The 20,131-nt window shown below is 66.1% G+C and carries 13 protein-coding genes; 9 read left to right on the top strand and 4 right to left on the bottom strand.

The window, feature by feature from the left end; all coding sequences use genetic code 11:
- Positions 1 to 97 precede the first annotated feature (97 nt).
- From HWN72_RS06340 to HWN72_RS06325, 4 genes are all read left to right on the top strand, one after another.
- Entirely contained in the window at positions 98 to 2,878 is a 2,781-nt protein-coding gene (locus HWN72_RS06340) for a TonB-dependent receptor (RefSeq protein ID WP_231958143.1), read from the top strand.
- 129 nt (positions 2,879 to 3,007) lie between these two features.
- Positions 3,008 to 4,843 (top strand): alpha-amylase family glycosyl hydrolase, encoded by a 1,836-nt coding sequence (locus HWN72_RS06335; protein ID WP_069707674.1) that lies wholly within the window; start codon positions 3,008 to 3,010, stop codon positions 4,841 to 4,843.
- Between the two features lie 60 nt (positions 4,844 to 4,903).
- Positions 4,904 to 6,535: an alpha-amylase family glycosyl hydrolase gene (locus tag HWN72_RS06330; protein WP_211149979.1), complete on the top strand. Its 1,632-nt coding sequence runs from the start codon at positions 4,904 to 4,906 to the stop codon at positions 6,533 to 6,535.
- On the top strand, positions 6,532 to 8,583 hold the full coding sequence (locus tag HWN72_RS06325; protein WP_069707672.1) for a glycoside hydrolase family 97 protein: 2,052 nt from the start codon (positions 6,532 to 6,534) through the stop codon (positions 8,581 to 8,583). The genes HWN72_RS06330 and HWN72_RS06325 overlap by 4 nt, the downstream gene beginning before the upstream one ends.
- A 156-nt stretch (positions 8,584 to 8,739) precedes the next feature.
- Here HWN72_RS06325 and HWN72_RS06320 read toward each other — a convergent pair whose 3' ends face one another.
- Genes HWN72_RS06320 through HWN72_RS06310 form a run of 3 tightly spaced genes read right to left on the bottom strand, consistent with a single transcriptional unit; the run spans position 8,740 to position 11,785 of the window.
- Positions 8,740 to 9,405: a TadE/TadG family type IV pilus assembly protein gene (locus HWN72_RS06320; RefSeq protein ID WP_008832171.1), complete on the bottom strand. Its 666-nt coding sequence runs from the start codon at positions 9,403 to 9,405 to the stop codon at positions 8,740 to 8,742.
- A complete protein-coding gene (locus tag HWN72_RS06315) occupies positions 9,402 to 9,992 on the bottom strand; it encodes a TadE/TadG family type IV pilus assembly protein (RefSeq protein WP_008832172.1) in 591 nt (196 codons plus the stop codon). Before HWN72_RS06315 ends, HWN72_RS06320 begins: the two co-directional genes overlap by 4 nt.
- Positions 9,989 to 11,785, bottom strand: coding sequence for a pilus assembly protein TadG-related protein (locus HWN72_RS06310; protein ID WP_008832173.1), 1,797 nt, complete (start codon positions 11,783 to 11,785; stop codon positions 9,989 to 9,991). Before HWN72_RS06310 ends, HWN72_RS06315 begins: the two co-directional genes overlap by 4 nt.
- A 236-nt stretch (positions 11,786 to 12,021) precedes the next feature.
- Between HWN72_RS06310 and HWN72_RS06305 the strand changes: the two genes are divergently transcribed.
- From HWN72_RS06305 to HWN72_RS06290, 4 genes are read left to right on the top strand one after another with little or no spacing between them, the layout of a single operon-like run.
- On the top strand, positions 12,022 to 15,114 hold the full coding sequence (locus tag HWN72_RS06305) for a response regulator (protein WP_069707671.1): 3,093 nt from the start codon (positions 12,022 to 12,024) through the stop codon (positions 15,112 to 15,114).
- Positions 15,115 to 15,127: 13 nt separating this feature from the next.
- Entirely contained in the window at positions 15,128 to 15,994 is an 867-nt protein-coding gene (locus HWN72_RS06300) for a protein-glutamate O-methyltransferase CheR (RefSeq protein ID WP_008832175.1), read from the top strand.
- Complete coding sequence (locus HWN72_RS06295; RefSeq protein WP_083274573.1) at positions 15,984 to 17,813, top strand: response regulator; 1,830 nt, start codon at positions 15,984 to 15,986, stop codon at positions 17,811 to 17,813. Before HWN72_RS06300 ends, HWN72_RS06295 begins: the two co-directional genes overlap by 11 nt.
- A gap of 31 nt (positions 17,814 to 17,844) precedes the next feature.
- Positions 17,845 to 18,315 (top strand): low molecular weight protein-tyrosine-phosphatase, encoded by a 471-nt coding sequence (locus tag HWN72_RS06290; RefSeq protein WP_069707668.1) that lies wholly within the window; start codon positions 17,845 to 17,847, stop codon positions 18,313 to 18,315.
- A 155-nt stretch (positions 18,316 to 18,470) separates the two neighbouring features.
- Here HWN72_RS06290 and HWN72_RS06285 read toward each other — a convergent pair whose 3' ends face one another.
- Positions 18,471 to 19,061, bottom strand: a complete 591-nt coding sequence (locus HWN72_RS06285; protein WP_069707667.1) for a GNAT family N-acetyltransferase — start codon at positions 19,059 to 19,061, stop codon at positions 18,471 to 18,473.
- 154 nt (positions 19,062 to 19,215) lie between these two features.
- On the opposite strand from HWN72_RS06285, the gene purC reads away from it, so the two are divergent.
- Positions 19,216 to 19,998, top strand: coding sequence for a phosphoribosylaminoimidazolesuccinocarboxamide synthase (gene purC / locus HWN72_RS06280; protein ID WP_008832179.1), 783 nt, complete (start codon positions 19,216 to 19,218; stop codon positions 19,996 to 19,998).
- Positions 19,999 to 20,131: the final 133 nt, after the last annotated feature.

Here is a 20,131-nt window from a genome sequence, read left to right as displayed (position 1 = left end):
GGGTCGAATGGAGTCGCGGCAGAAATGCACGGGCTCATCAGGAGGAGATGCCGGGCGCCAGGTGTGCTGTCCCGGCCAGAACAGGGGAGGACACTTCATGTCGCTTCGTAACGAGTTTTCGGCCGCGGGCACTTCGTCCCGCATGGCCATCGCCGCCGCCATGATCGCGGCTGCCCTTCCTGCCGCAGCGTGGGCGCAGGACGCCGCCCCGGCGGAGGACAACGCCAGCGCCGACACCATCGTCGTCACCGGCTACCGCGCATCGCTGCTCAACGCGATCAACCAGAAGCGCAACGCCGAGCAGATCGTCGAGAGCGTCTCGGCCGAAGACATCGGCAAGCTGCCTGACGCCTCGATCGCGGAATCGATCGCCCGCCTGCCAGGCCTGACCTCGCAGCGCGTCAACGGCCGCTCGAACTCGATCGCCATCCGCGGCTTCGCGCCGGACTTCTCGACCACGCTGCTGAACGGCCGCGAGCAGACCTCGACCGGCGACAACCGCGCGGTCGAATACGATCAGTATCCGTCCGAAGTCGTCAGCGCCGTCAACGTCTACAAGACGCCGATGGCCAGCCTCGTCGGCCAGGGCCTGTCGGGCACCGTCGACATGCGCACGATCCGTCCGCTCGACACCGGCAAGCGCGTCATCTCGGTCGGCGCGCGCGGCACTTATGCCGATCTCGGCAAGCTGAACGCGGGCTCCAAGGACAAGGGCTACCGCCTCAACGCCACGTACGTGGACCAGTTCGCCGATGACACCATCGGCATCGCGCTGGGCGCCAGCTATCTGAACGAGCCTTATCAGGTCCAGGAATTCAACTCCTGGGGCTATGCCGACACGCCCGAAGGCGACAAGGTCATCGGCGGCTCCAAGTCCTACGTGACCTCGACCACGCTCAAGCGCCTCGGCCTCAACGGCACGCTGCAGTGGAAGCCGACGCCGAACCTGACGATGACGCTCGACGGGTTCTACTCGAACTTCAAGGACAACCAGGTCAAGCGCGGCATCGAACTGCCGCTGTACTACGACCCCGACACTGCCTCGCTCGCCAATGCGACGGTGACGGACGGCATGGTCACCTCGGGCACCTTCAACGGCGTCAAGAGCGTGGTGCGCAACGACCTGTTCCAGCGCCACGCGAAGCTCTATTCGTTCGGCTGGAACACCAAGTGGGAAGGCGACGACGGCTGGAAGGCGTTCTTCGACGTCAGCTATTCCAAGACCGACCGCAGCGAACTGACCATCGAGACACTGGCCGGGACCGGCCGCAACACGATCGGCGCGCTCGACAGCATCGGCTTCACCATGACCGACAAGGGCGCGGTGTTCTCGCCCAGCCTCAACTACGGCGACTACAACCTGATCCTGCTGACCGGCCCGCAGGGCTGGGGCGGCGATCAGACCGCCGTGGACGGCACCAAGATCCTCAACGGGCAGGACGGCTACTACAACAATCGCCACATCAAGGATGAGTTGTGGCAGTACCGGGTCGAGGTCGAGCACGAGTTCGAGAGCGGCCTGCTCCACTCGTTCCAGGTCGGCTGGAACTACACCAACCGCTCCAAGACGCTGGTTCCGGAAGAGTATTTCCTCGGCCTGAAGGCCAATACCGATGGCCTCACCAGCGTCACCATCCCCGAGGAATACCGCCTCAAGGGCGAGACGCAGCTCAGCTACCTCGGCCTCGGTCCGGTCGTCAGCTACGATCCGGCAGCGCTGGTGCGAGACGGCATCTATAACCTTGTCGCGAACCCCTACGGCGACGTCATCGTCAAGAGCTACGCCATCCGCGAGCGCCTGATGACCGGCTATATCCAGGGGAACCTCGATGCCGACATCGGCTCGGCGCACCTGACCGGCAACTTCGGCGTGCAGGCGCAGTGGACCGACCAGAACTCGGTCGGCGCCGGTGCCATCCTGCTGCAGCCGCCGGTGAACCCGAACGGCTCGCCCAACATCGGCGCCCGCGTCCGCAAGGTCAGCACCGACTATCTCGACGTGCTGCCCAGCCTCAACCTCTCGCTGCGCTTCCCGAGCGACACCGTGATCCGCTTCGCCGCCGCGCGCGAGATCATCCGCCCGCGCCTCGACGACATGCGCGCCTCGGAGAAGTTCGACTACACGATCACCGGCAACGTGGCCCAGGTCACCGGCGAGTCCGGCAACCCATACCTGCGTCCCTGGCGCGCCAATGCGCTCGACCTGACGTTCGAGCAGTACTTCGGCGGCAAGGGCGTGATCGCGGCGCAGTTCTTCTGGAAGGACCTGAAGAGCTACATCTACAACCAGCAGTCCACCGTGCCCACCGACAGCCTCGCGCTGCAGGACCCGGGCGCAGGCGTGGTGCTGTCGCCGACCGCGCAGTACACGATCCCGGTCAACGGCAAGGGCGGCAAGCTCTACGGCGTCGAAATCGCCACCACCCTGCCGTTCGAGACCATCATTCCGGCACTCGAAGGCTTCGGCGTGACCGGCTCGGTCGCCTATACCAAGAGCAAGATCCAGGCGACGCCGGACTCGCCCTCGGGCGATCTGCCGGGCTATTCGAAGTGGGTCGCCAACGGCACCGCCTACTTCGAGAAGTGGGGCTTCAACGCACGCGGTTCGGTGCGCTACCGTTCGACGTTCCTGGGTGAAGTCTCCGGCTTCGCCGCCAACCGCGTACGCCGCCGCGCGGCTGCGGAAACGATCGTGGACGCGCAGATCGGCTACGACTTCCAGGCCGGTAGCGCGCTGGAGGGCCTGTCGCTCTACGTGCAGGGGCAGAACCTGACCAATGCGCCGTTCATCACGACCAACCCGGGCGATAGCCGCGAGGTCATCGACTACCAGACGTACGGCCGCCGTTTCCTGGCCGGTTTCACGTATAAGTTCTAACTCCCCCCGGCGCCGCGATGGAACCCTCCTCCTCCTCAACGGCGCCACACCGGCGGAACCGTCGAAGTTATCCCTCCCTTCGACGGTTCCGCCTACCCTTCCCCGACGGCCATCCGGAGATCGCCTGTGATGAACCGCCTGATACCTTCTCTCTCGGCCCTCGCGCTGGCCCTCTCCAGCGGCGGCGCGTTCGCCGGGACGGTCGAGGACATGCGCGCCCGCACGCCCGAGCAGGAAGTGATCTATTTCGTCCTGCCCGACCGTTTCGAGAACGGTGACACCGCCAACGACGAAGGCGGTCTTGGGAGCGGCCTCAAAGGCGGCAAGCTGCAGACCGGCTTCGACCCCACCGACAAGGCGTTCTACCACGGCGGCGACCTCAAGGGCCTGACCGCGCGGCTGGATTACATCCAGGGCCTCGGCGCCAGCGCACTGTGGGTCGGGCCGATCTTCAAGAACAAGCCGGTGCAAGGCCCCAAGGGCAACGAGAGCGCGGGATACCACGGCTACTGGATCACCGATTTCACGGCTGTCGATCCGCACTTCGGCACCAACGAGGACTTCAAGGCGCTCGTCGAGGCCGCGCATGCCCGGGGCATGAAGGTCTACATGGACATCATCGTCAACCACACGGCGGACGTGATCCAGTACAAGGAAGGGGTCTCGCAGGGGTATCCCTATCGTTCCAAGGCGGACTATCCGTTCTCGACCCGGGGCGGCGTGAAGGGTCCGGCGATCAACCCCGGTTTCCTTGGAGAAACGGTGCAAACGCCTGAGAACTGGGCGAAACTGACCGATCCCTCGTTCGCCTACACCCCCGTCGTGCCCAAGGCGGAGAAGGACGTCAAAGTCCCCGCCTGGCTCAACGATCCGATCTACTACCACAACCGCGGCAACACCGACTGGAAGGGCGAGAGCGCGCAGTACGGCGACTTCGTCGGCCTCGACGACCTCGCCACCGAGAACCCGCGCGTGGTCGATGGGATGATCGAGATCTACGGCAGCTGGATCGACCGCTTCGGCATCGACGGCTTCCGCATCGACACCGCGCGCCATGTAAACGCGGAGCTGTGGCAGAAGTTCGTGCCCGCCATGCTGGAGCGCGCGAAGGCAAAGGGAATCAACAACTTCCATATTTTCGGCGAAGTCGCGACGGGCGATTACGACCCTGCCCTCCTCGCCTCATGGACGCGCAATGCGGGCCTGCCGGGCGTGCTCGACTTCGCGTTCATGCGGGCGGTCGACGATGCTGCCGGCGGCGCCAAGGATGGTGGCACCGAGACGCTGGCGCGCCTCTTCGACGACGATGCCCTCTATGCGGGCGGCAAGGCGGGCGCGCTGCAGCTGCCGACGTTCCTGGGCAACCACGATGCCGGGCGCCTGCCGATGTTTCTCAAGCTGGGTAAACCGCTTGCGAGCAACGACGAACTGCTGAAGCGCTCGATGCTGGCCCATGCCATGCTGCTGACGCTGCGCGGTGTGCCGACGATCTACTACGGCGACGAACAAGGTTTCATCGGCCATGGCGGAGACCAGTGGTCGCGGCAGGATATGTTTGCTTCCAAGGACTTGCGCCTGACGGACGAACCGCTGCTGGGCACGACCCGCGCCCCGAATGCCGAGCATTTCGACCCGACGCACCCGCTCTACAAGCTGATCGCGCAGCTCGCGACCTTGCGCCGCCAGACTCCGGCGCTGACGGGCGGCATGACCAAGGTTCTCACCGCGTCCGACAAGCCGGGGCTGTTTGCGGTCTCCCGCTTCGATCCGGCTACCGGGAATGAGGTCGTGCTGGCCTTCAACACCTCCACCGAGGCGGTCGAAGGCAACCTCGCGGTTGAGCCGAAATCGGCGCAATTCCAGACGCTTGCGGGCTCCGCATGCCCTATGAAGGCGACCGCTCCGGGATCGGTTTCGATCGCCATGCCACCGCTCGGTTTCGCCGTCTGCGCGGCCCGGCCCTGAGCGGCACACGGGCGGCACCCAACGGCACCCTAACGACACCTAGACGTACCAGAGAACGCCATGACGAACCCAGAAACCTCCTCCAAGGCGCCATGGTGGCGCGGCGCGGCGATCTACCAGATCTATCCGCGCAGCTTCGCCGATTCCAACGGCGACGGCATCGGCGACCTGCCCGGCATCACCTCGCGCCTCGACCATGTCGCCCGGCTCGGCGTCGAGGCGATCTGGATCTCGCCGTTCTACCAGTCGCCGATGGCCGACTTCGGCTACGACATTTCCGACTACTGCGCGGTCGACCCGATGTTCGGCACGCTGGAGGATTTCGACGCGCTGATCGCGAAGGCGAAGGCGCTTGGCCTGAAGGTCATCGTCGATCAGGTCTATGCCCACACCTCGGACCAGCACCCGTGGTTTGCCGAGAGCCGGTCCAGCCGCGGCAATGCGCGGTCGGACTGGTACGTCTGGGCCGATCCCAAGGTGGACGGTTCGCCGCCCAACAACTGGCAGTCGGTGTTCGGCGGCCCGGCGTGGCGCTGGGATGCGCGGCGCGGGCAGTATTACATGCATAATTTCCTGGCCGAGCAGCCGCAGCTCAATTGCCATAACCCCGAGGTACAGGACGCGCTGCTGGCGGTGGCGAAGTTCTGGCTGGACCGGGGCGTCGCGGGCTTCCGCATCGATGCGCTCAACCACTCGATGCACGACCCGATGCTGCGCAACAATCCGCCCGCGCCGGACGACGGGAAGGTGCGCACGCGGCCCTACGATTTTCAGCTGCAGGTCTACAATCAGTCGCACCCGGACATCCTCAAGTTCATCGAGCGGCTGCAGGCGCTGATCTCCTCCTATCCCGATACCTATTCGCTGGCCGAAGTCGGCGGATCGCGGGCGATGGAAGAGAAGCGCACCTTCACGCAAGGCCCTGCCCGTCTGGACAGCGCCTACGGTTTCGATCTGCTCTATGCCGACGCGCTGCGTCCCGCGCACATCGCCGAAGTGCTGCAGTTCTGGCCCGACGAACCCGACGCCGGATGGCCGAGCTGGGCCTTCGAGAACCACGACGCCCCGCGCGCCCTGTCCCGCTGGTGCGCACCTGACCAGATCGACGCCTTCGCGCGGATGAAGATGCTGACGCTCCTGTCGATCCGGGGCAATCCGATCCTGTTCCAGGGTGAGGAACTCGGCCTGCTGCAGGACGAGATCCCGTTCGAGATGCTGCAGGATCCGGAGGCAATCGCCAACTGGCCGCTCACCCTCTCACGCGACGGCGTGCGCACGCCGCTGCCGTGGATGGCGCAGAGCGAGCATGGCGGCTTCACCTCCTCCGCACCATGGCTGCCGCTGAGCGAGCAGAACCTGTCGCGCGCGGTCGACCGGCAAGAGACGGACCCGGCTTCGCTGCTCAACCTGACGCGGCATCTGCTGCAGCTTCGCGCCGCCGATCCGGCGCTGCGCCGGGGCTCCGGCGAAGTGCTGCTCGCCGACGACACGCGCCTCGTGCTGCGCCGAGAACTTGAAGGGCACCGTGTGCTGGTCGTCGTCAACATGAGCGATGCGCCTGCAGCATGGCCTGCAGCAATTCCGACCGGCGGCCGCGTTCTGGCCGCTGTGAATAACGCCGAATGCGCCCTCACCTTGGGCACGCTCCCCGCATGGGGCGCCTTGTGGATCATCGAAGGAGAAACGGCATGAAGCCGCTCGCCCTGCTGGCTAGTGCCGGCATCGTCATCGCCGCCCCTGCCATGGCGCAGGAAACCAAGCCGCAAGTCACCGCTCAATCGCCCGACGGCTCGATCGTGCTGACGGTCACCATCGACAACGACAGCCGCCCGATGTGGTCGCTCACCCGCAAGGGCAAGCTGCTGATCGCGCCGAGCAAGCTGGGCTTCATCCTGACGGATGGCCTCAACATGACGCGCGGCTTCGCCATCGAGAGCAGCGATACCGCGAAGGGCGACGACACCTGGGAACAGCCCTGGGGTGAGCGCCGCTTCGTCAAGGACACGTACAATCAGGTCACCGTCCGCTTCAAGCAGGGCAAGACCTACGGGACGCGGCTGATGAACGTCACCTTCCGCCTCTTCGACAACGGCGTGGGCTTCCGCTACGAGATCCCCGAACAGCCCGGCCTCAAGACGATGAAGATCGCCGACGAGACGACTGAGTTCGACATCGTCCCCAAGGGCACTGCATGGTGGATCCCCGGCGGCGAGTGGAACCGCTATGAGCAGGTCTACCAGAAGACCCCGATCGACGCCGTCTCTACCGCACACACGCCGATCACCATGAAGCTGGAGGACGGCACCCATCTGTCGTTCCACGAAGCGGCGCTGGTCGACTATGCCGGTTACTGGTTCAAGCGCGCGACCGGGCAGACCTTCCGCACAACCCTTTCGCCCTCCTCGCGGGGCCCGCGCGTGGTGCGCGATCTGCCCTTCGCGACGCCGTGGCGCACGGTGCGCATCGCGGATGACGCCGAAGGTCTGGTCGACAACGATCTGGAGCTGAACCTCAACGAGCCCAACAAGCTGGGCGATGTCAGCTGGGTGAAGCCGGGCCGCTACATCGGCATCTGGTGGGGCATGATCCGCAACGACTGGACCTGGGCGGAAGGCCCGAAGCACGGCGCCACCACCGAGCGGACCAAGCAGTACATCGACTATGCCGCGAAGCACAAGTTCCGCGGCGTGCTGGTCGAGGGCTGGAACAAGGGCTGGAACGGCGACTGGTTCGGCCACGGCGACGAATTCAGCTTCACGCAGGCGACGCCCGATTTCGACATCGAAGCGGTGACGAAGTACGCCGCGAAGAAGGGCGTCAAGCTGATCGGTCACCACGAGACCGGCGGCAACATCGCCAATTACGAAGCGAACATGGACGCCGGTTTCGCGCTCTACCAGAAGCTGGGCGTGGACACGGTGAAGACCGGCTACGTCGCCGACCATGGCGGCGTGATCGCGAACACCGACTATCCCGGCGGCCCGGTCGGCCCGGTCCGCATGGAGTGGCACGACGGCCAGCGGCAGGTCGAGCACCACCTCGCCGTCGTCGAGGATGCCGCGAAGCACCACATAGCCATCGACGCGCATGAACCGGTCAAGGACACGGGCCTTCGCCGCACGTACCCCAACTGGGTCTCGCGCGAAGGGGCGCGCGGCATGGAGTATAACGCCTGGGGCAAGTTCGCCAACGGCCCGGACCATGAGCCTACGCTGGTCTATACCCGCATGCTGTCCGGCCCGATGGACTTCACGCCCGGCGTTCTGAGCCTCGAAGGCGCGAACGGTCCCCTCGCCTCGACGCTGGCGAAGCAGCTGGGGCTGTACCTCGCGATCTACTCGCCGATCCAGATGGCAGCAGACTTCATCGAGCAACTCGACAAGTACCCGCGCGAGATGAACTTCATCGAGAGCGTGCCGACCGACTGGGCCGAGAGCCACCTGATCGCGGGCGAAGTAGGCGACTATGCGATCTTCGCACGCAAGGACCGCGCTTCGCCGAGGTGGTTCGTCGGCGGCGTGAACGATGCGACGGCGCGCACGGTGACGCTGAAGTTCGACTTCCTCGATGCGGGCAAGAGCTACAAGGCCAGCGTCTGGAAGGACGGCGAAGGCGCGACGTATGAAACCGAAGCGCGCCACAACATCGCCTACGACACGCGCACGGTGAAGAAGGGCGATACCATGGACGTGTGGCTGGCCCCCGGCGGCGGCACCGCGATCCGGCTGGAGCCGCGCTGACGATCCGCACGAAGGCCCCGTCGTCCCGGACTTGATCCGGGACCGGTGGCTGTCTTTAGGCGCGGTTCATCGACCGGGCACCCTGCGCGCAAGTGGGTCCCGGCGCGGCCACCGGTCCCGGATCAAGTCCGGGACGACGATTTGACGGGGCCGAACTCAACTGCAGCTGGCCTTCGTGGTCGTCGTCGCGTCGGAGATGCCGTCGCCCGAGCTGGCGCCAAGGCTGCGATCGTCGCGGATGATGTAGGCGGCCTCGCGGCGGAAGTTGGGCTGGCCGACGAACCAGGTGCCGAACAGCGGCTGGTAGGTGTAGTTCACCTCCACATACATCACCGCCGAACCCGACACCGCCGTGATCGTCGGATTGCCCATGCCCGCCAGCGTGGTGCCGGTCAGGCCGGCCTTGGCGACGCCGTATTGCGACTTCACCTTGAGGCTGCCCTGGCAGCGCTGCCAGTGGATGTACTGGCGCTTGGTCGCAGTGTCGTATTCGAGGCTGGAGAGGATGATCCGCCCGTTGGCGGCGAAGTTGAAGTACGACCCCTGCACCAGCGCTCCCGACATCACCGAAGCGACGTCCGCTTCCTTGACGGTGGGGGTCACCGCGCTGTTGTCGGTCTGGCCGAGGCGCGAGGCGTTATCGGCCACCGAGCTGGCGATCTGGGCGATCTGCATGTTGATCATCGCCATCCATGCCAATTCGGTTCCGTAGAAACCCATTGTGACGATGATCGGCAGGATCAGCGCGAACTCCATGAAAGAGACACCGCGCTGATCGCGGCGCAGCCTTCCGGCAAGACCCGCAGCAAGGCGCGCGATCATGGGCAGCTCCCCGCATCCGAGCCATACTTGGCCTGTAGCTCGTAAGGCTGGTTCTTGCGCACCGTGCTCGCGGTCAGCGTGCGCTGGCTCGTCGAATTGGGCATGAACGGCACGATGAACACGGGCGTATAGGTCACCGTCGCGGTGTAGAGCACGACGTCGTTGCCGCCACCGTTGTCGCTGTTCCCCACATCCGCGTCCCATCTGCCGTTGCGGTTCTCGTCGGTGTAGGTTTCGCCGTTGTCGCACTTGCCGTTGGTGTTCTTGTCGTTCCAGGCCTCGGCGCGTTTTATGTCGGCGAAGTCGTAGTAGCTGGAGCGCTTGAAGGCGACCGTCGCGCCCGGCGCTACGCGCTGGACCATCGCGGTGACGTAGGCGTCGGCCTTGGTGTTGTCGGCGATCTCCAGTCCGTCCTGACGCGAGGCCTCTTCCACCGCGCCGTGCAGGATCGCGGTGAGATAGGCGCGGTGCGCCATGTCGTAGATGCCGATGAGCAGCAGCAGGAGCACCGGCGCGGCGACGGCGAACTCGATCACCGCCGAGCCGCGCTCGCCCGCCCGGAGGCGACGGAGCAGCGGCGCCGTCACTGCACGACCCTCAACTCGCCGACCTGCTTGGCGATCTCCTGGAACGCGGTGTTCAGTTCGGACGAGCTGTTCGCGGTGTACGAACTGTCGTCGGATGCGCAGGTCGTCAGATCGCTGCTCAGGCTGGACGTGAACGCCACGACCCAGACGCGGATACCCTTGGCCTTGATCGCCTCGCACGTCGCAAGGAAGCGCTGGGTGTGGCGGGCGGTGTCGTTGGTCGTACCGTCGGTGGTGACGCGGCGGTCCCAGTACTCGATGCCCCAGGCCTGGGCGATGTACTGGTTGGGCTCCATCTGGCCGTCGGTCATGAAGATGACGTGGCGCGAAACCTTGCCGCCGTTGGACGGTTCGTCGCTGTTGAGGGTCGACCACATGCCCTGCTGCGACATCAGGCGCCCGCCCCAGATCATCCCGACGTCGAGGTACGTGCCCCCGATCGCCACGAGCGAGTCCGCGTAGGAATTGAACGCGCTCTGCGTCATCGTCGCCAGCAGCTTTGCCTGCGCCGGGCAATACGTTCCCGCATCACCGCCGTTGTTGGTGGTCGCGGTGGTGTAGTAGCCGCTGTCCGACCAGCGGCGGTAGGACACCTCCGGCCAGAGCGGACGCCACTTGGTCTTGTCGTCCGACGTCGGCGCCGTGTCGAGGTCGAGATCGAGCGCGGCCTTGGGCGAGATGCCCGTGCTGGTCGAGTAGCTGAAGGTGGCCTGCGCCACGGTGTCGCGTTCCTGGATGCAACCGCCCCAGGTCGAGGACACGTTCGCGCCGTTGGTTCCGGTAGGCGTGGCGACCGAGTTGAACTTCTTGAAGCTGCTCGTGTCGTACGTAACCTGATGGTAGCGCATCGTGTAGGGACGGGTCAGCCAGCGCCAATAGACGTAGTATGGCGAGTTTCTATCGGAACGAATACACGAGTATTCCTTCTTCACTTGCGATCGTGCCTGCCCGGACCCCTGCTCGCTGAACGCCGTATCTGCGGGCTTGGCATTATTGCAGTCGTTCTGCGAACTGTAGCTCGTCGTCGGAATAACGGCAGTCCATGTGCCGCTGTAATCGCTGCCGCCCGAATCGTCGGGCTCGTAGGCGCGCGACTGGTAGGGATAGCTGTCGACGATATAGCTGCTGTTGACCGCCGTAAGCAGCCTGCCGACGTTCACCGTCGAACTGAACGGCACGAAGCCGTAGCGCACGCGCGCATTGCTGTTCGCGGTGGCGTTGTAGATCGTCGTGTAGAAATTCTTCATCGCCGCGCGCAATGCCTGGATGCGCGTCTGCGAGCCCGAAAGCGTGTAGTCCATCGAACCGGTGGTATCGAGCACCATCATCACGTCCGCGTTGCCGACGCCCATCGAGCTTCCGCAGTTTACCCGGATGTCGAAGCTGTCCTTGCCGAAGATGCGCATCAGCAAGGTGTCGAGCACGGTCGTCGCGGTCGCGGTGACGGTCTGGCCGTCGTCGGTGGAAGTCACGGTGAACACCGTGGAGCGCGTGCCCTGCTGCGCGTCGTTGAAGTTGGTGTTGAAATACGCCGTCGCGGCCGCCTTCGAGGCGGTGTCGAAACCAGCCGTCGTCACCGTGCGCCGCCCCGCCAGCACCGCCGCGTCGCAGGCAGACTGGATTTGTTCACGCACGAGGTAATCGCGGCTCAGATCAACCGCCGAGCCCACCACGACCGCCGCCACGAGCATGCCGATCGCTGCGATCGGAAGGATGTTGCCGCCGGAATCGCGCAGGACACCGTTCAGCACTTCGCGAACGGCCTTGGCGGGATAGAGACATGCTTGACGCATCGTAAACCAGGCTCGCTCTTGGAATTGCCCCGATAATCTCCTGCCGATACCAGCAATGTCTTAAGGAAGTTTTGGCGAGCGCGCGGCTTTGCGTCCGGCCGCAGTCCGCGGCGAAAATATTTCGGTCCGTCGGGAACCGGGGAACGCCGTTAACGTTATCCGACCTGATCCGGGGACCGTGCGTGATGGGGGAGCGGTCCGGCTGCAGCGGTTTTTTACCCCCGCGAGACGAGTGAATGGCAACCGCCCGCGGACTGGATTCCACCAAGTTTCTCTACATCCTGCTACCCATCGTCATCGGCCTGACCTTCATCGCCGACACCCGTTTCCCGCTGGGCACCTCGATCTGGGTCATCTATTTGCTGCCTACGGTGCTGGCTTATCTCGCGCCGCATCGGCTGGCGCCCCTTGCCGTGGCCGCCGCGACGACCGTGCTGATCGTGATCGGCTACCAACTCGCGCCCGAAGGCGTGGCCAAGGAAATCGCGCTCATCAACCGCACCCTGGGCACGATCACCAACCTGACGCTGGCCGGCATCGGCGCCGCGTTCATCAGCTACCGCAATTCCACCCGCGCCCTGCAGGCCCTGCGTGAAGGCGAGGCCAGGCTGGCGCGGGAGACCACCGGAAACCTCTCCCTCGACGACCTCTCGCACCGCGTGATCAGCTTCCTCGTCGACCGTTTCGGCGCGGCGGCGGGGATCGTCTACGTCAATGACGAAGGCGCCTTTCGCCGCGTCGCCAGTTACGGCGTACCCAAAGGTGCCGGGGTTCCCGACCAGCTCGCGCCCGACGACGGCCTGCTTGCCGAAGTGATCCGCGACGGGCGCACCCGTACGATCGCGAAGGCCCCTGCCGGCTATCTCTCGTTCGGGACCGCGCTCGGGCAATCGCCGCTGGACCGTCTGGTACTCGGCGCGGCCGCGATCGACGGCAAGGTCAATGCCGTCATCGAACTCGGCTTCCTTGACACGCCCGAGGCCCGCCCCGAAGACGCGCCCCGCTTCCTCGACACGATTTCCGGCGCGGTCGGCCTCTCGCTGCGCTCCGCCAAATACCGCGCGCGGCTGGAGCACCTGCTCTCCGAAACCCAGCAGCAGGCCGAGGAACTCGCCAACCAGAGCGAGGAACTGCGCGCCACCAACGACGAACTGGAAGCGCAGGCCAAGGCCCTGCAGAATTCCCAGACCGAACTAGAAGCCCAGCAGGCCGAGCTGGAACGCTCCAACGCCCAGCTGGAGGAACAGGCGACCTCGCTCGAAGCCCAGCGCGACGAGCTGACCCGCGCCCAGACGATGCTGCGCGGACAGACCGAGGATCTGGAACAGGCGAGCCGCTACAAGAGCGAATTCCTCGCCAACATGAGCCATGAGCTGCGCACGCCGCTCAACTCGCTGCTGATCATGGCGCGCCTGCTGGCCGACAATCGCGGCGGCAACCTCTCGTCCGAGCAGGTCCGCTTTGCCGAGACGATCGAGACGTCCGGCAACGACCTGCTCGCGCTGATCAACGACGTGCTCGACATTTCCAAGATCGAGGCGGGCAAGCTGGAGCTGGAACCGCGCACGGTCCCGGTCGCCGCGATCCTCGCCAAGCTGCGCGATACGTTCGCCCCCGCCGCCGCCAAACGCGGCCTCGAACTACGCATCGCCGACGTGGCGGGCGAAATCGAGACCGACCCTCTGCGGCTGGAGCAAGTGCTCAAGAACTTCCTGTCGAACGCGATCAAGTTCACCGAGCGCGGCCATGTCGCCGTCGAGGTCGGCCGCGCCGCCGGCAACGTCGCCTTCACCGTGCGGGACACCGGCACCGGCATCCCCGCCGACAAGCAGGGCGCGATCTTCGAGGCGTTCCGTCAAGCCGACGGCGGCATCGCCCGCAAGTACGGCGGCACCGGCCTCGGCCTCTCGATCTCGCGCGAGTTGTCGCAGTTGCTCGGCGGCACGATCTCGCTGGAGAGCGAGCCCGGCAAGGGCAGCGCCTTCACCATCACCCTGCCCGAGCACTTCGACGCCGAAGCCGCGCCCGAACAGGTCCGCCGCCCCTCGCCCACACCGCTTGCCACGTCGCCGACGCCCGCGCCGACGGCCCCGCGCCGCCTCGCCGCTATCGCCGACGACCGTGAAACCCTCAGCGGCGATTCGCGCGTGATCCTCATCGTCGAGGACGATCCGGCTTTCGCGGGTATCCTCGCCGATCTCGCGCACGAAGTCGGCTTCTCGTGCCTGATCGCGGGGACCGCCGACGAAGGCGCCCTGCTCGCGCGTCAGTATCTGCCGCAGGCGGTGATCCTCGACATGCACCTGCCCGACCATACCGGCCTCTCGGTGCTCGACCGCATCAAGCGCGACGCCCGCACCCGACATATCCCGGTCCATATCGTCTCGGCCGACCATGACGACCATGCGGCGCTCGCCAGCGGCGCGGTCGGCTACCTGTTCAAGCCGGTCAGCCGCGACACCCTGGTCGACATGCTCGAAGGGCTGGAGGCGCGCATGGCCCAGCGCCTGCGCCGCGTGCTGGTGGTCGAGGACGACGCCCAGCAGGCCGAGGCGATCCACCTCCTGCTCGCCTCGCGTGATGTCGAGACGGTGGAGGTCCACTCCGCCGCCGAATGCCTGGGCAGCCTCGGCACCGAGACGTTCGACTGCATGGTGCTCGACCTCAACCTGCCCGACATGTCGGGGCTGGACCTGCTCGAACGCCTTTCGCACGACGAGAGCGTCGGCTTCCCGCCGGTGATCGTCTACACCGGCCGCGACCTCTCGCCCGAAGAGGAGATGCGGCTGCGGCGCTATTCCAAGTCGATCATCGTCAAGGGCGCCAAGAGCCCCGAGCGCCTGCTCGACGAAGTGACGCTGTTCCTCCACCAGGTCGTCTCCGAACTGCCACAGGAAAAGCAGCAGCTGCTCGCCCGCTCGCTGGGCCGCGACCAGGCGCTGGAAGGCCGCCAGATTCTGGTTGTCGAGGACGACATCCGCAACGTCTACGCGCTCACTTCGGTGCTGGAGCCGCACGGCGTCGGGGTACGCATCGCCCGCAACGGGATCGAGGCGCTGAACGAACTCGCCCGCAGCGTCGACAGCGACGGGGCGCCGGTCGATCTCGTGCTGATGGACGTGATGATGCCCGAGATGGACGGGCTGACCTGCATGAAAGAGATCCGCAAGGACCCGCAGTGGTCGCGCCTGCCGATCATCGCGCTCACCGCCAAGGCCATGGAGCGCGACCACCGCGAATGCATCGACGCGGGCGCCAACGACTACCTCTCCAAGCCGCTCGACATCGACAAGCTGCTCAGCCTCGTGCGCGTATGGATGCCGCGATGATCGGGCGAGAGAGATGATGGTCATCCGCTCCGGCGACAGCCTGAACGACATCGAACTGGACCTCATCGTCGAGGCCATCTGGCGGCGCTACCAGTACGATTTCCGCGATTATTCGCGCGCCTCGCTGCTGCGCCGCCTCGAACGCGCGCAAGCCCATTTCGGCGTGGCGCACCTCTCCGGTCTGCTCGACGTGATCCTCCACGATTCCGCCAGCCTGCCGGTGCTGATCGGCTTCCTGACCATCCAGGTCAGCGACATGTTCCGCGACCCCGAATATTTCCGAATGATCCGCGAGACGGTGATCCCCCACCTCGCCACATGGCCGACGATCAAGGTGTGGATCGCGGGCTGCGCCAACGGCGAGGAGTTCTACTCCCTCGCCATCCTGTTCCGCGAGGCGGGGCTGGAGGATCGCACGATGTTCTATTGCACCGACATCAGCCGCCCCGCGCTGGCCAAGGCCGAGGCAGGCATCTTCGATATCGAGCGCATTGCCGGCTTCTCGCGCAATTACCGCGAGGCGGGCGGCAAGGGTTCGCTTTCGGACTACTACACCGCCAACAGCAACGTCGCCCGCTTCGATCCGGCGCTGCGCCGCCGCGCGGTCTTCGCCGACCACAATCTCGCCAGCGACGCGGTGTTCTCCGAGGTCCAGCTGGTGTCGAGCCGCAACGTGCTGATCTATTTCGACCGCGCCCTGCAGGACCGCGCGCTCGGCCTCTTCGCCCAGTCGCTGCCGCCCGGCGGCTTCCTCGGCCTCGGCTCCAAGGAGACCGTCGCGTTCTCGGCGGAGACCGAGTGCTTTTCAGACTTCGCCCCGGCCGAGAAAATCTGGCGGCGCACCACGCACGATGTGCAGGAGGCCGCCTTTGCCGAATGAACCCTTGCGCATCCTTGCGGTGGACGACGTCCGCGAGAACCTGATCGCGCTGGAAGCCGCGCTCGACCAACCCGGCGTCGAACTCGTCACCGCATCCTCCGGGTTCGAGGCGCTGGAACTGCTGCTCAGGCAGGACTTCGCGCTGGCCCTGCTCGACGTGCAGATGCCCGAGATGGACGGCTTCGAACTGGCCGAACTCATGCGCGGGACCGAGCGGACGCGCGGCGTGCCGATCATCTTCCTCACCGCCGTCGCCACGGACGAGCGGCGCAAGTTCCGCGGCTTCGAGACCGGCGCGGTCGATTACCTGCTCAAGCCCATCGACATCACCGTACTCAATTCGAAGGTCACGGTGTTCGTCGAGCTGGCCCGCCAGCGCCGCGAGATCGCATTCCAGCGCGATGAACTCGGCGCCGCGCTGGGCCGTCTGCGCGCGCATGGCGACAATTCGCCAATGGCGGTGCTGGAGATCGACTCCAGCCTGCGCATCGTCGGTTGGTACAAGGGCGCCGAACGCACGATGGGCTACACGGCAGCCGACATGCTCGGCGTGCCCCTTTCGGAAGCGCCGTTCCTGCCGCCGAACGGCGGGCGCGAGGCGTTCCTCAAGGGCATGGGCGAACTGCTCGAAGGCGGCGACCGCCGCGCCATGCAGGAGCACCGCTACCGCCGCGCTGACGGGGTGCTGCGCGAAGGCGAATGGTACTGTTCCTCGCTCGCGGGCACTGGCCTGCGCCCGGGCAGCGTGATGATCGAGATGCTCGACATCACCGAACGCCGCCGCGCCGAGGACACCCAGCGCCTGCTCATCGGCGAACTCAACCACCGGGTGAAGAACACGCTGGCAACGGTGCAGGCGATCGCCTCGCAGGGGTTCCGCCATGCCCGCTCGCACCGGGAGTTCCAGGACGCCTTCACCGGCCGCCTGCAGGCACTGGCGCGCGCACACTCGATGCTCAGCGCGACCACGTGGGAGAGCGCGAGCCTGCGCCGCCTCATCGCCGACCACGTCGCCATCGGTGCGCTCAGCGAGGATAGGCTGCTGCTCGACGGCCCCGACGCCGACCTGCCACCCGAACTGGCGCTGCGCTTCTCGCTGGTGTTCCACGAACTCGCCACCAATGCGCACAAGTACGGGGCGTTCTCCAATGCGGTCGGCACCGTGCGCCTCGCCTGGACCGTCACCAGCCACGTGCTGGCGATGGAATGGAGCGAACACGGCGGCCCGCCAGTCTCTCCCCCTGAGCGGCGCGGCTTCGGCTCGACCCTGATCGAGCACAGCATGGTTTCCGACGGCGCGCGCATCGTCTCCGAGTTCGCGCCCGAAGGCGTGCGTTGGTCGATGGTGCTGCCCCTAGTTGCAGGCGCGGGCGTCGCCGAACCCGCCCCGCAGCCCGTCCCGCCACCACCCGTCGCAAACGCGCCCGCCTCCCTGCCGCCGATGCGCATCCTCGTCGTCGAGGACGAGCCGCTGGTCGCGATGGAACTGATCATGGAGATCGAGGACGGCGGCTGCATCGCCATCGGCCCTGCGACGTCGTGCGATCAGGCCCTCGCCATGATCCGCGAAACCGGGCCGGACCTCGCGCTTCTCGACGGCAATCTCAACGGCGAGAAGATCGACCCCGTCGCCGACGCCCTTGCCGCACGCGACACGCCCTTCGCTTTCGTCAGCGGCTACGACCGCGAGCATCTGCCGCGCGGACATGCCGACCGGCCGATGCTCAACAAGCCCTTCGTCGTCGCCGACGTGCGGGCGATGCTGCTGCAGCTGGCCGAAAGCGCGAAGGCGCCTATCCCCCAGAAACTCGCGGAGTGACGCAGGCACGGCAGGGCGCTATCGCCGAACCATGTCAAACGTACCGTCCGTCCTGTTCGTCTGCCTCGGCAACATCTGCCGCTCCCCCCTCGCCGAAGCCGCGCTGCGTCATGAGGCCGAGCGTGCCGGGCTGGAGGTGATCGCCGATTCGGCCGGCACCGGGTCATGGCATGTCGGCAAGGGACCGGACCCGCGCTCCTGCGCCGAGGCCGCGCGCCACGGCATCGACATCCACTCCTACCGCGCGCGGCAGGTAAAGGCGCAGGACTTCCGCCGTTTCGACCGCATCGTCGCGCTCGACGCCTCCAACCTCGCCGACTTGCGCCGCCTCGCGCCCTCGGATGGCGAGGCGCGCCTGTCGCTGCTGCTCGACCACGTGCCGGGGCTGGAGGGGCAGGACGTGGCCGATCCGTACTACGGCGGGCCGGAAGGGTTCGAGTCGACGTGGGAGCAGGTCAGCGCAGCGGCACGGGCGCTGGTGGCAGAGTTGAAGGCGCGATAGGCCCACCCCGCTGCGACTAAGGCCTGCGGCCTAAGTCTCGCTGCCCCTCCCGCAAGCGGGCCGGGGAAAACCGTTTCAGCCCTCCCGCTTGCGGGAGGGCTGGGAGGCTTGGTCCGAGGGACCTAGCCGGACGGGGTGGGCCCGACGGCAAGCCACTACCCCTGCTCCCGCATCCAGTACTGCATCGGCTTCGGACGATCGCCCTCATCCCGGTGGTCCTTCCACGCCAGTTCGGTGACCAGTCCCTCGACCGGCACATACCCGCGCCTGCGCCAGAACCCGTCGAGCGGCACGTATCCCTCCGGAAGGTCCGGATGATCGAGAGGCCGCACAACCGCCGCGAACGTCGTCGCCTTCGCACCGCACCGCCGCGCCTGCGCCTCGCGATGGTCGAAGAAGGCATGGCCGATCCCCTGCCCGCGATATTCCGGCAGCAGCACGGATTCGCCGAAGTAGAACAGCCCCGCCACGTCCAGCCCGCGCGACTCGAAAGGCCCGCGAAACTCCGCCTTCTGCACCGCCATGGGAGAGGCCGTCGCCATACCCACGACCCGGGCTCCATCGCGCGCCGCCACCAGCACGGCATCGGTCGCCTCGGCAAATTCGCGCAGGTAGCTTTCCTCGTAAGCCTCCGCGCCGTCGTAGAGGTAGGGCCATTCGGCGAAGACCGCGATCCGCAGCCGCGCAAGATCGCCGACGGCCGCCAGCATCTGCGCCCCCGTCAGCACCTGGATAGTCACGCTCATCCGCACAATTCCTCGCTCATCTTCGCCCCGGAGGCCCCTGCCGCGCGGGCAGTTTGCTTTTACACCGGCTTCCATTATATGCCCGCTCGAATGCCCCGGCCTTCCCGAAGCGCCGGGGCTTGCTCTTTCGCACGTTTTGCAAGGACCCAAGCGCATGTCCCGTCGCCGCCAGATCTACGAAGGCAAGGCCAAGATCCTTTACGAAGGCCCCGAGCCCGGCACGCTGATCCAGTACTTCAAGGACGATGCGACCGCGTTCAATGCCCAGAAGAAGGGCACTATCCAGGGCAAGGGCGTCATCAACAATCGCATCAGCGAGTATGTGTTCACGCGCCTGAACCACATCGGCGTGCCCAACCACTTCATCCGCCGCCTCAACATGCGCGAGCAGCTGGTCCGCCAGGTCGAGATCATCCCGATCGAGGTCGTGGTGCGCAACGTGGCCGCCGGTTCCATCTCCAAGCGCCTCGGCATCCCCGAGGGCGAGATGCTGCCGCACACGCTGATCGAGTACTACTACAAGGACGACGCGCTGGGCGACCCGCTGATCGCCGAGGAACATATCGCCTGCTTCGGCTGGGCCAACCATGACGAGATGCAGGACATCGCCGCCATGGCGATCCGCGTGAACGACTTCATGGCGGGCATGTTCGCGGCGATCAACATCCGCCTCGTCGACTTCAAGCTCGAATTCGGGCGCATCTGGGACGGCGACTTCAGCCGCGTGATCCTCGCCGACGAGATCAGCCCCGACGGCTGCCGCCTGTGGGACATGACCACCGGCGAGAAGCTCGACAAGGACCGCTTCCGCCGCGACCTCGGCGGCGAGGAAGAGGCCTACCAGGAAGTCGCCCGCCGCCTCGGCCTGCTGCAGGACGACAACGGCCCGAGCGAAGTGCTGGACCTCACCAAGCACCGCAAGCTGCGCGGCAAGTAAGCCTCGCAAGGCGTTGAATTGAAAGGGCGGTGTTCCGGTGGGAGCGCCGCCTTTTTTATTCTGCAATCCTCCCTGTCGCGCAGCGATGGGGAGGTGGCAGTCGCGTCAGCGACTGACGGAGGGGGCCTTCAAA

Origin of the sequence: Novosphingobium sp. HR1a (assembly GCF_015594425.1) — a bacterium.
Taxonomy (GTDB): domain Bacteria; phylum Pseudomonadota; class Alphaproteobacteria; order Sphingomonadales; family Sphingomonadaceae; genus Novosphingobium; species Novosphingobium resinovorum_A.
Note: the sequence above shows the minus strand (reverse complement) of the source record. Positions and strands in the feature narration are given on the sequence as shown.

Coding starts and splice junctions, on each gene's coding strand:
- HWN72_RS06340 (WP_231958143.1), top strand. CDS start 98: ATGTCGCTTCGTAACGAGTTTTCGGCCGCGGGCACTTCGTCCCGCATG.
- HWN72_RS06335 (WP_069707674.1), top strand. CDS start 3,008: ATGAACCGCCTGATACCTTCTCTCTCGGCCCTCGCGCTGGCCCTCTCC.
- HWN72_RS06330 (WP_211149979.1), top strand. CDS start 4,904: ATGACGAACCCAGAAACCTCCTCCAAGGCGCCATGGTGGCGCGGCGCG.
- HWN72_RS06325 (WP_069707672.1), top strand. CDS start 6,532: ATGAAGCCGCTCGCCCTGCTGGCTAGTGCCGGCATCGTCATCGCCGCC.
- HWN72_RS06320 (WP_008832171.1), bottom strand. CDS start 9,405: ATGATCGCGCGCCTTGCTGCGGGTCTTGCCGGAAGGCTGCGCCGCGAT.
- HWN72_RS06310 (WP_008832173.1), bottom strand. CDS start 11,785: ATGCGTCAAGCATGTCTCTATCCCGCCAAGGCCGTTCGCGAAGTGCTG.
- HWN72_RS06305 (WP_069707671.1), top strand. CDS start 12,022: ATGGCAACCGCCCGCGGACTGGATTCCACCAAGTTTCTCTACATCCTG.
- HWN72_RS06300 (WP_008832175.1), top strand. CDS start 15,128: ATGATGGTCATCCGCTCCGGCGACAGCCTGAACGACATCGAACTGGAC.
- HWN72_RS06290 (WP_069707668.1), top strand. CDS start 17,845: ATGTCAAACGTACCGTCCGTCCTGTTCGTCTGCCTCGGCAACATCTGC.
- HWN72_RS06285 (WP_069707667.1), bottom strand. CDS start 19,061: ATGAGCGTGACTATCCAGGTGCTGACGGGGGCGCAGATGCTGGCGGCC.
- purC (WP_008832179.1), top strand. CDS start 19,216: ATGTCCCGTCGCCGCCAGATCTACGAAGGCAAGGCCAAGATCCTTTAC.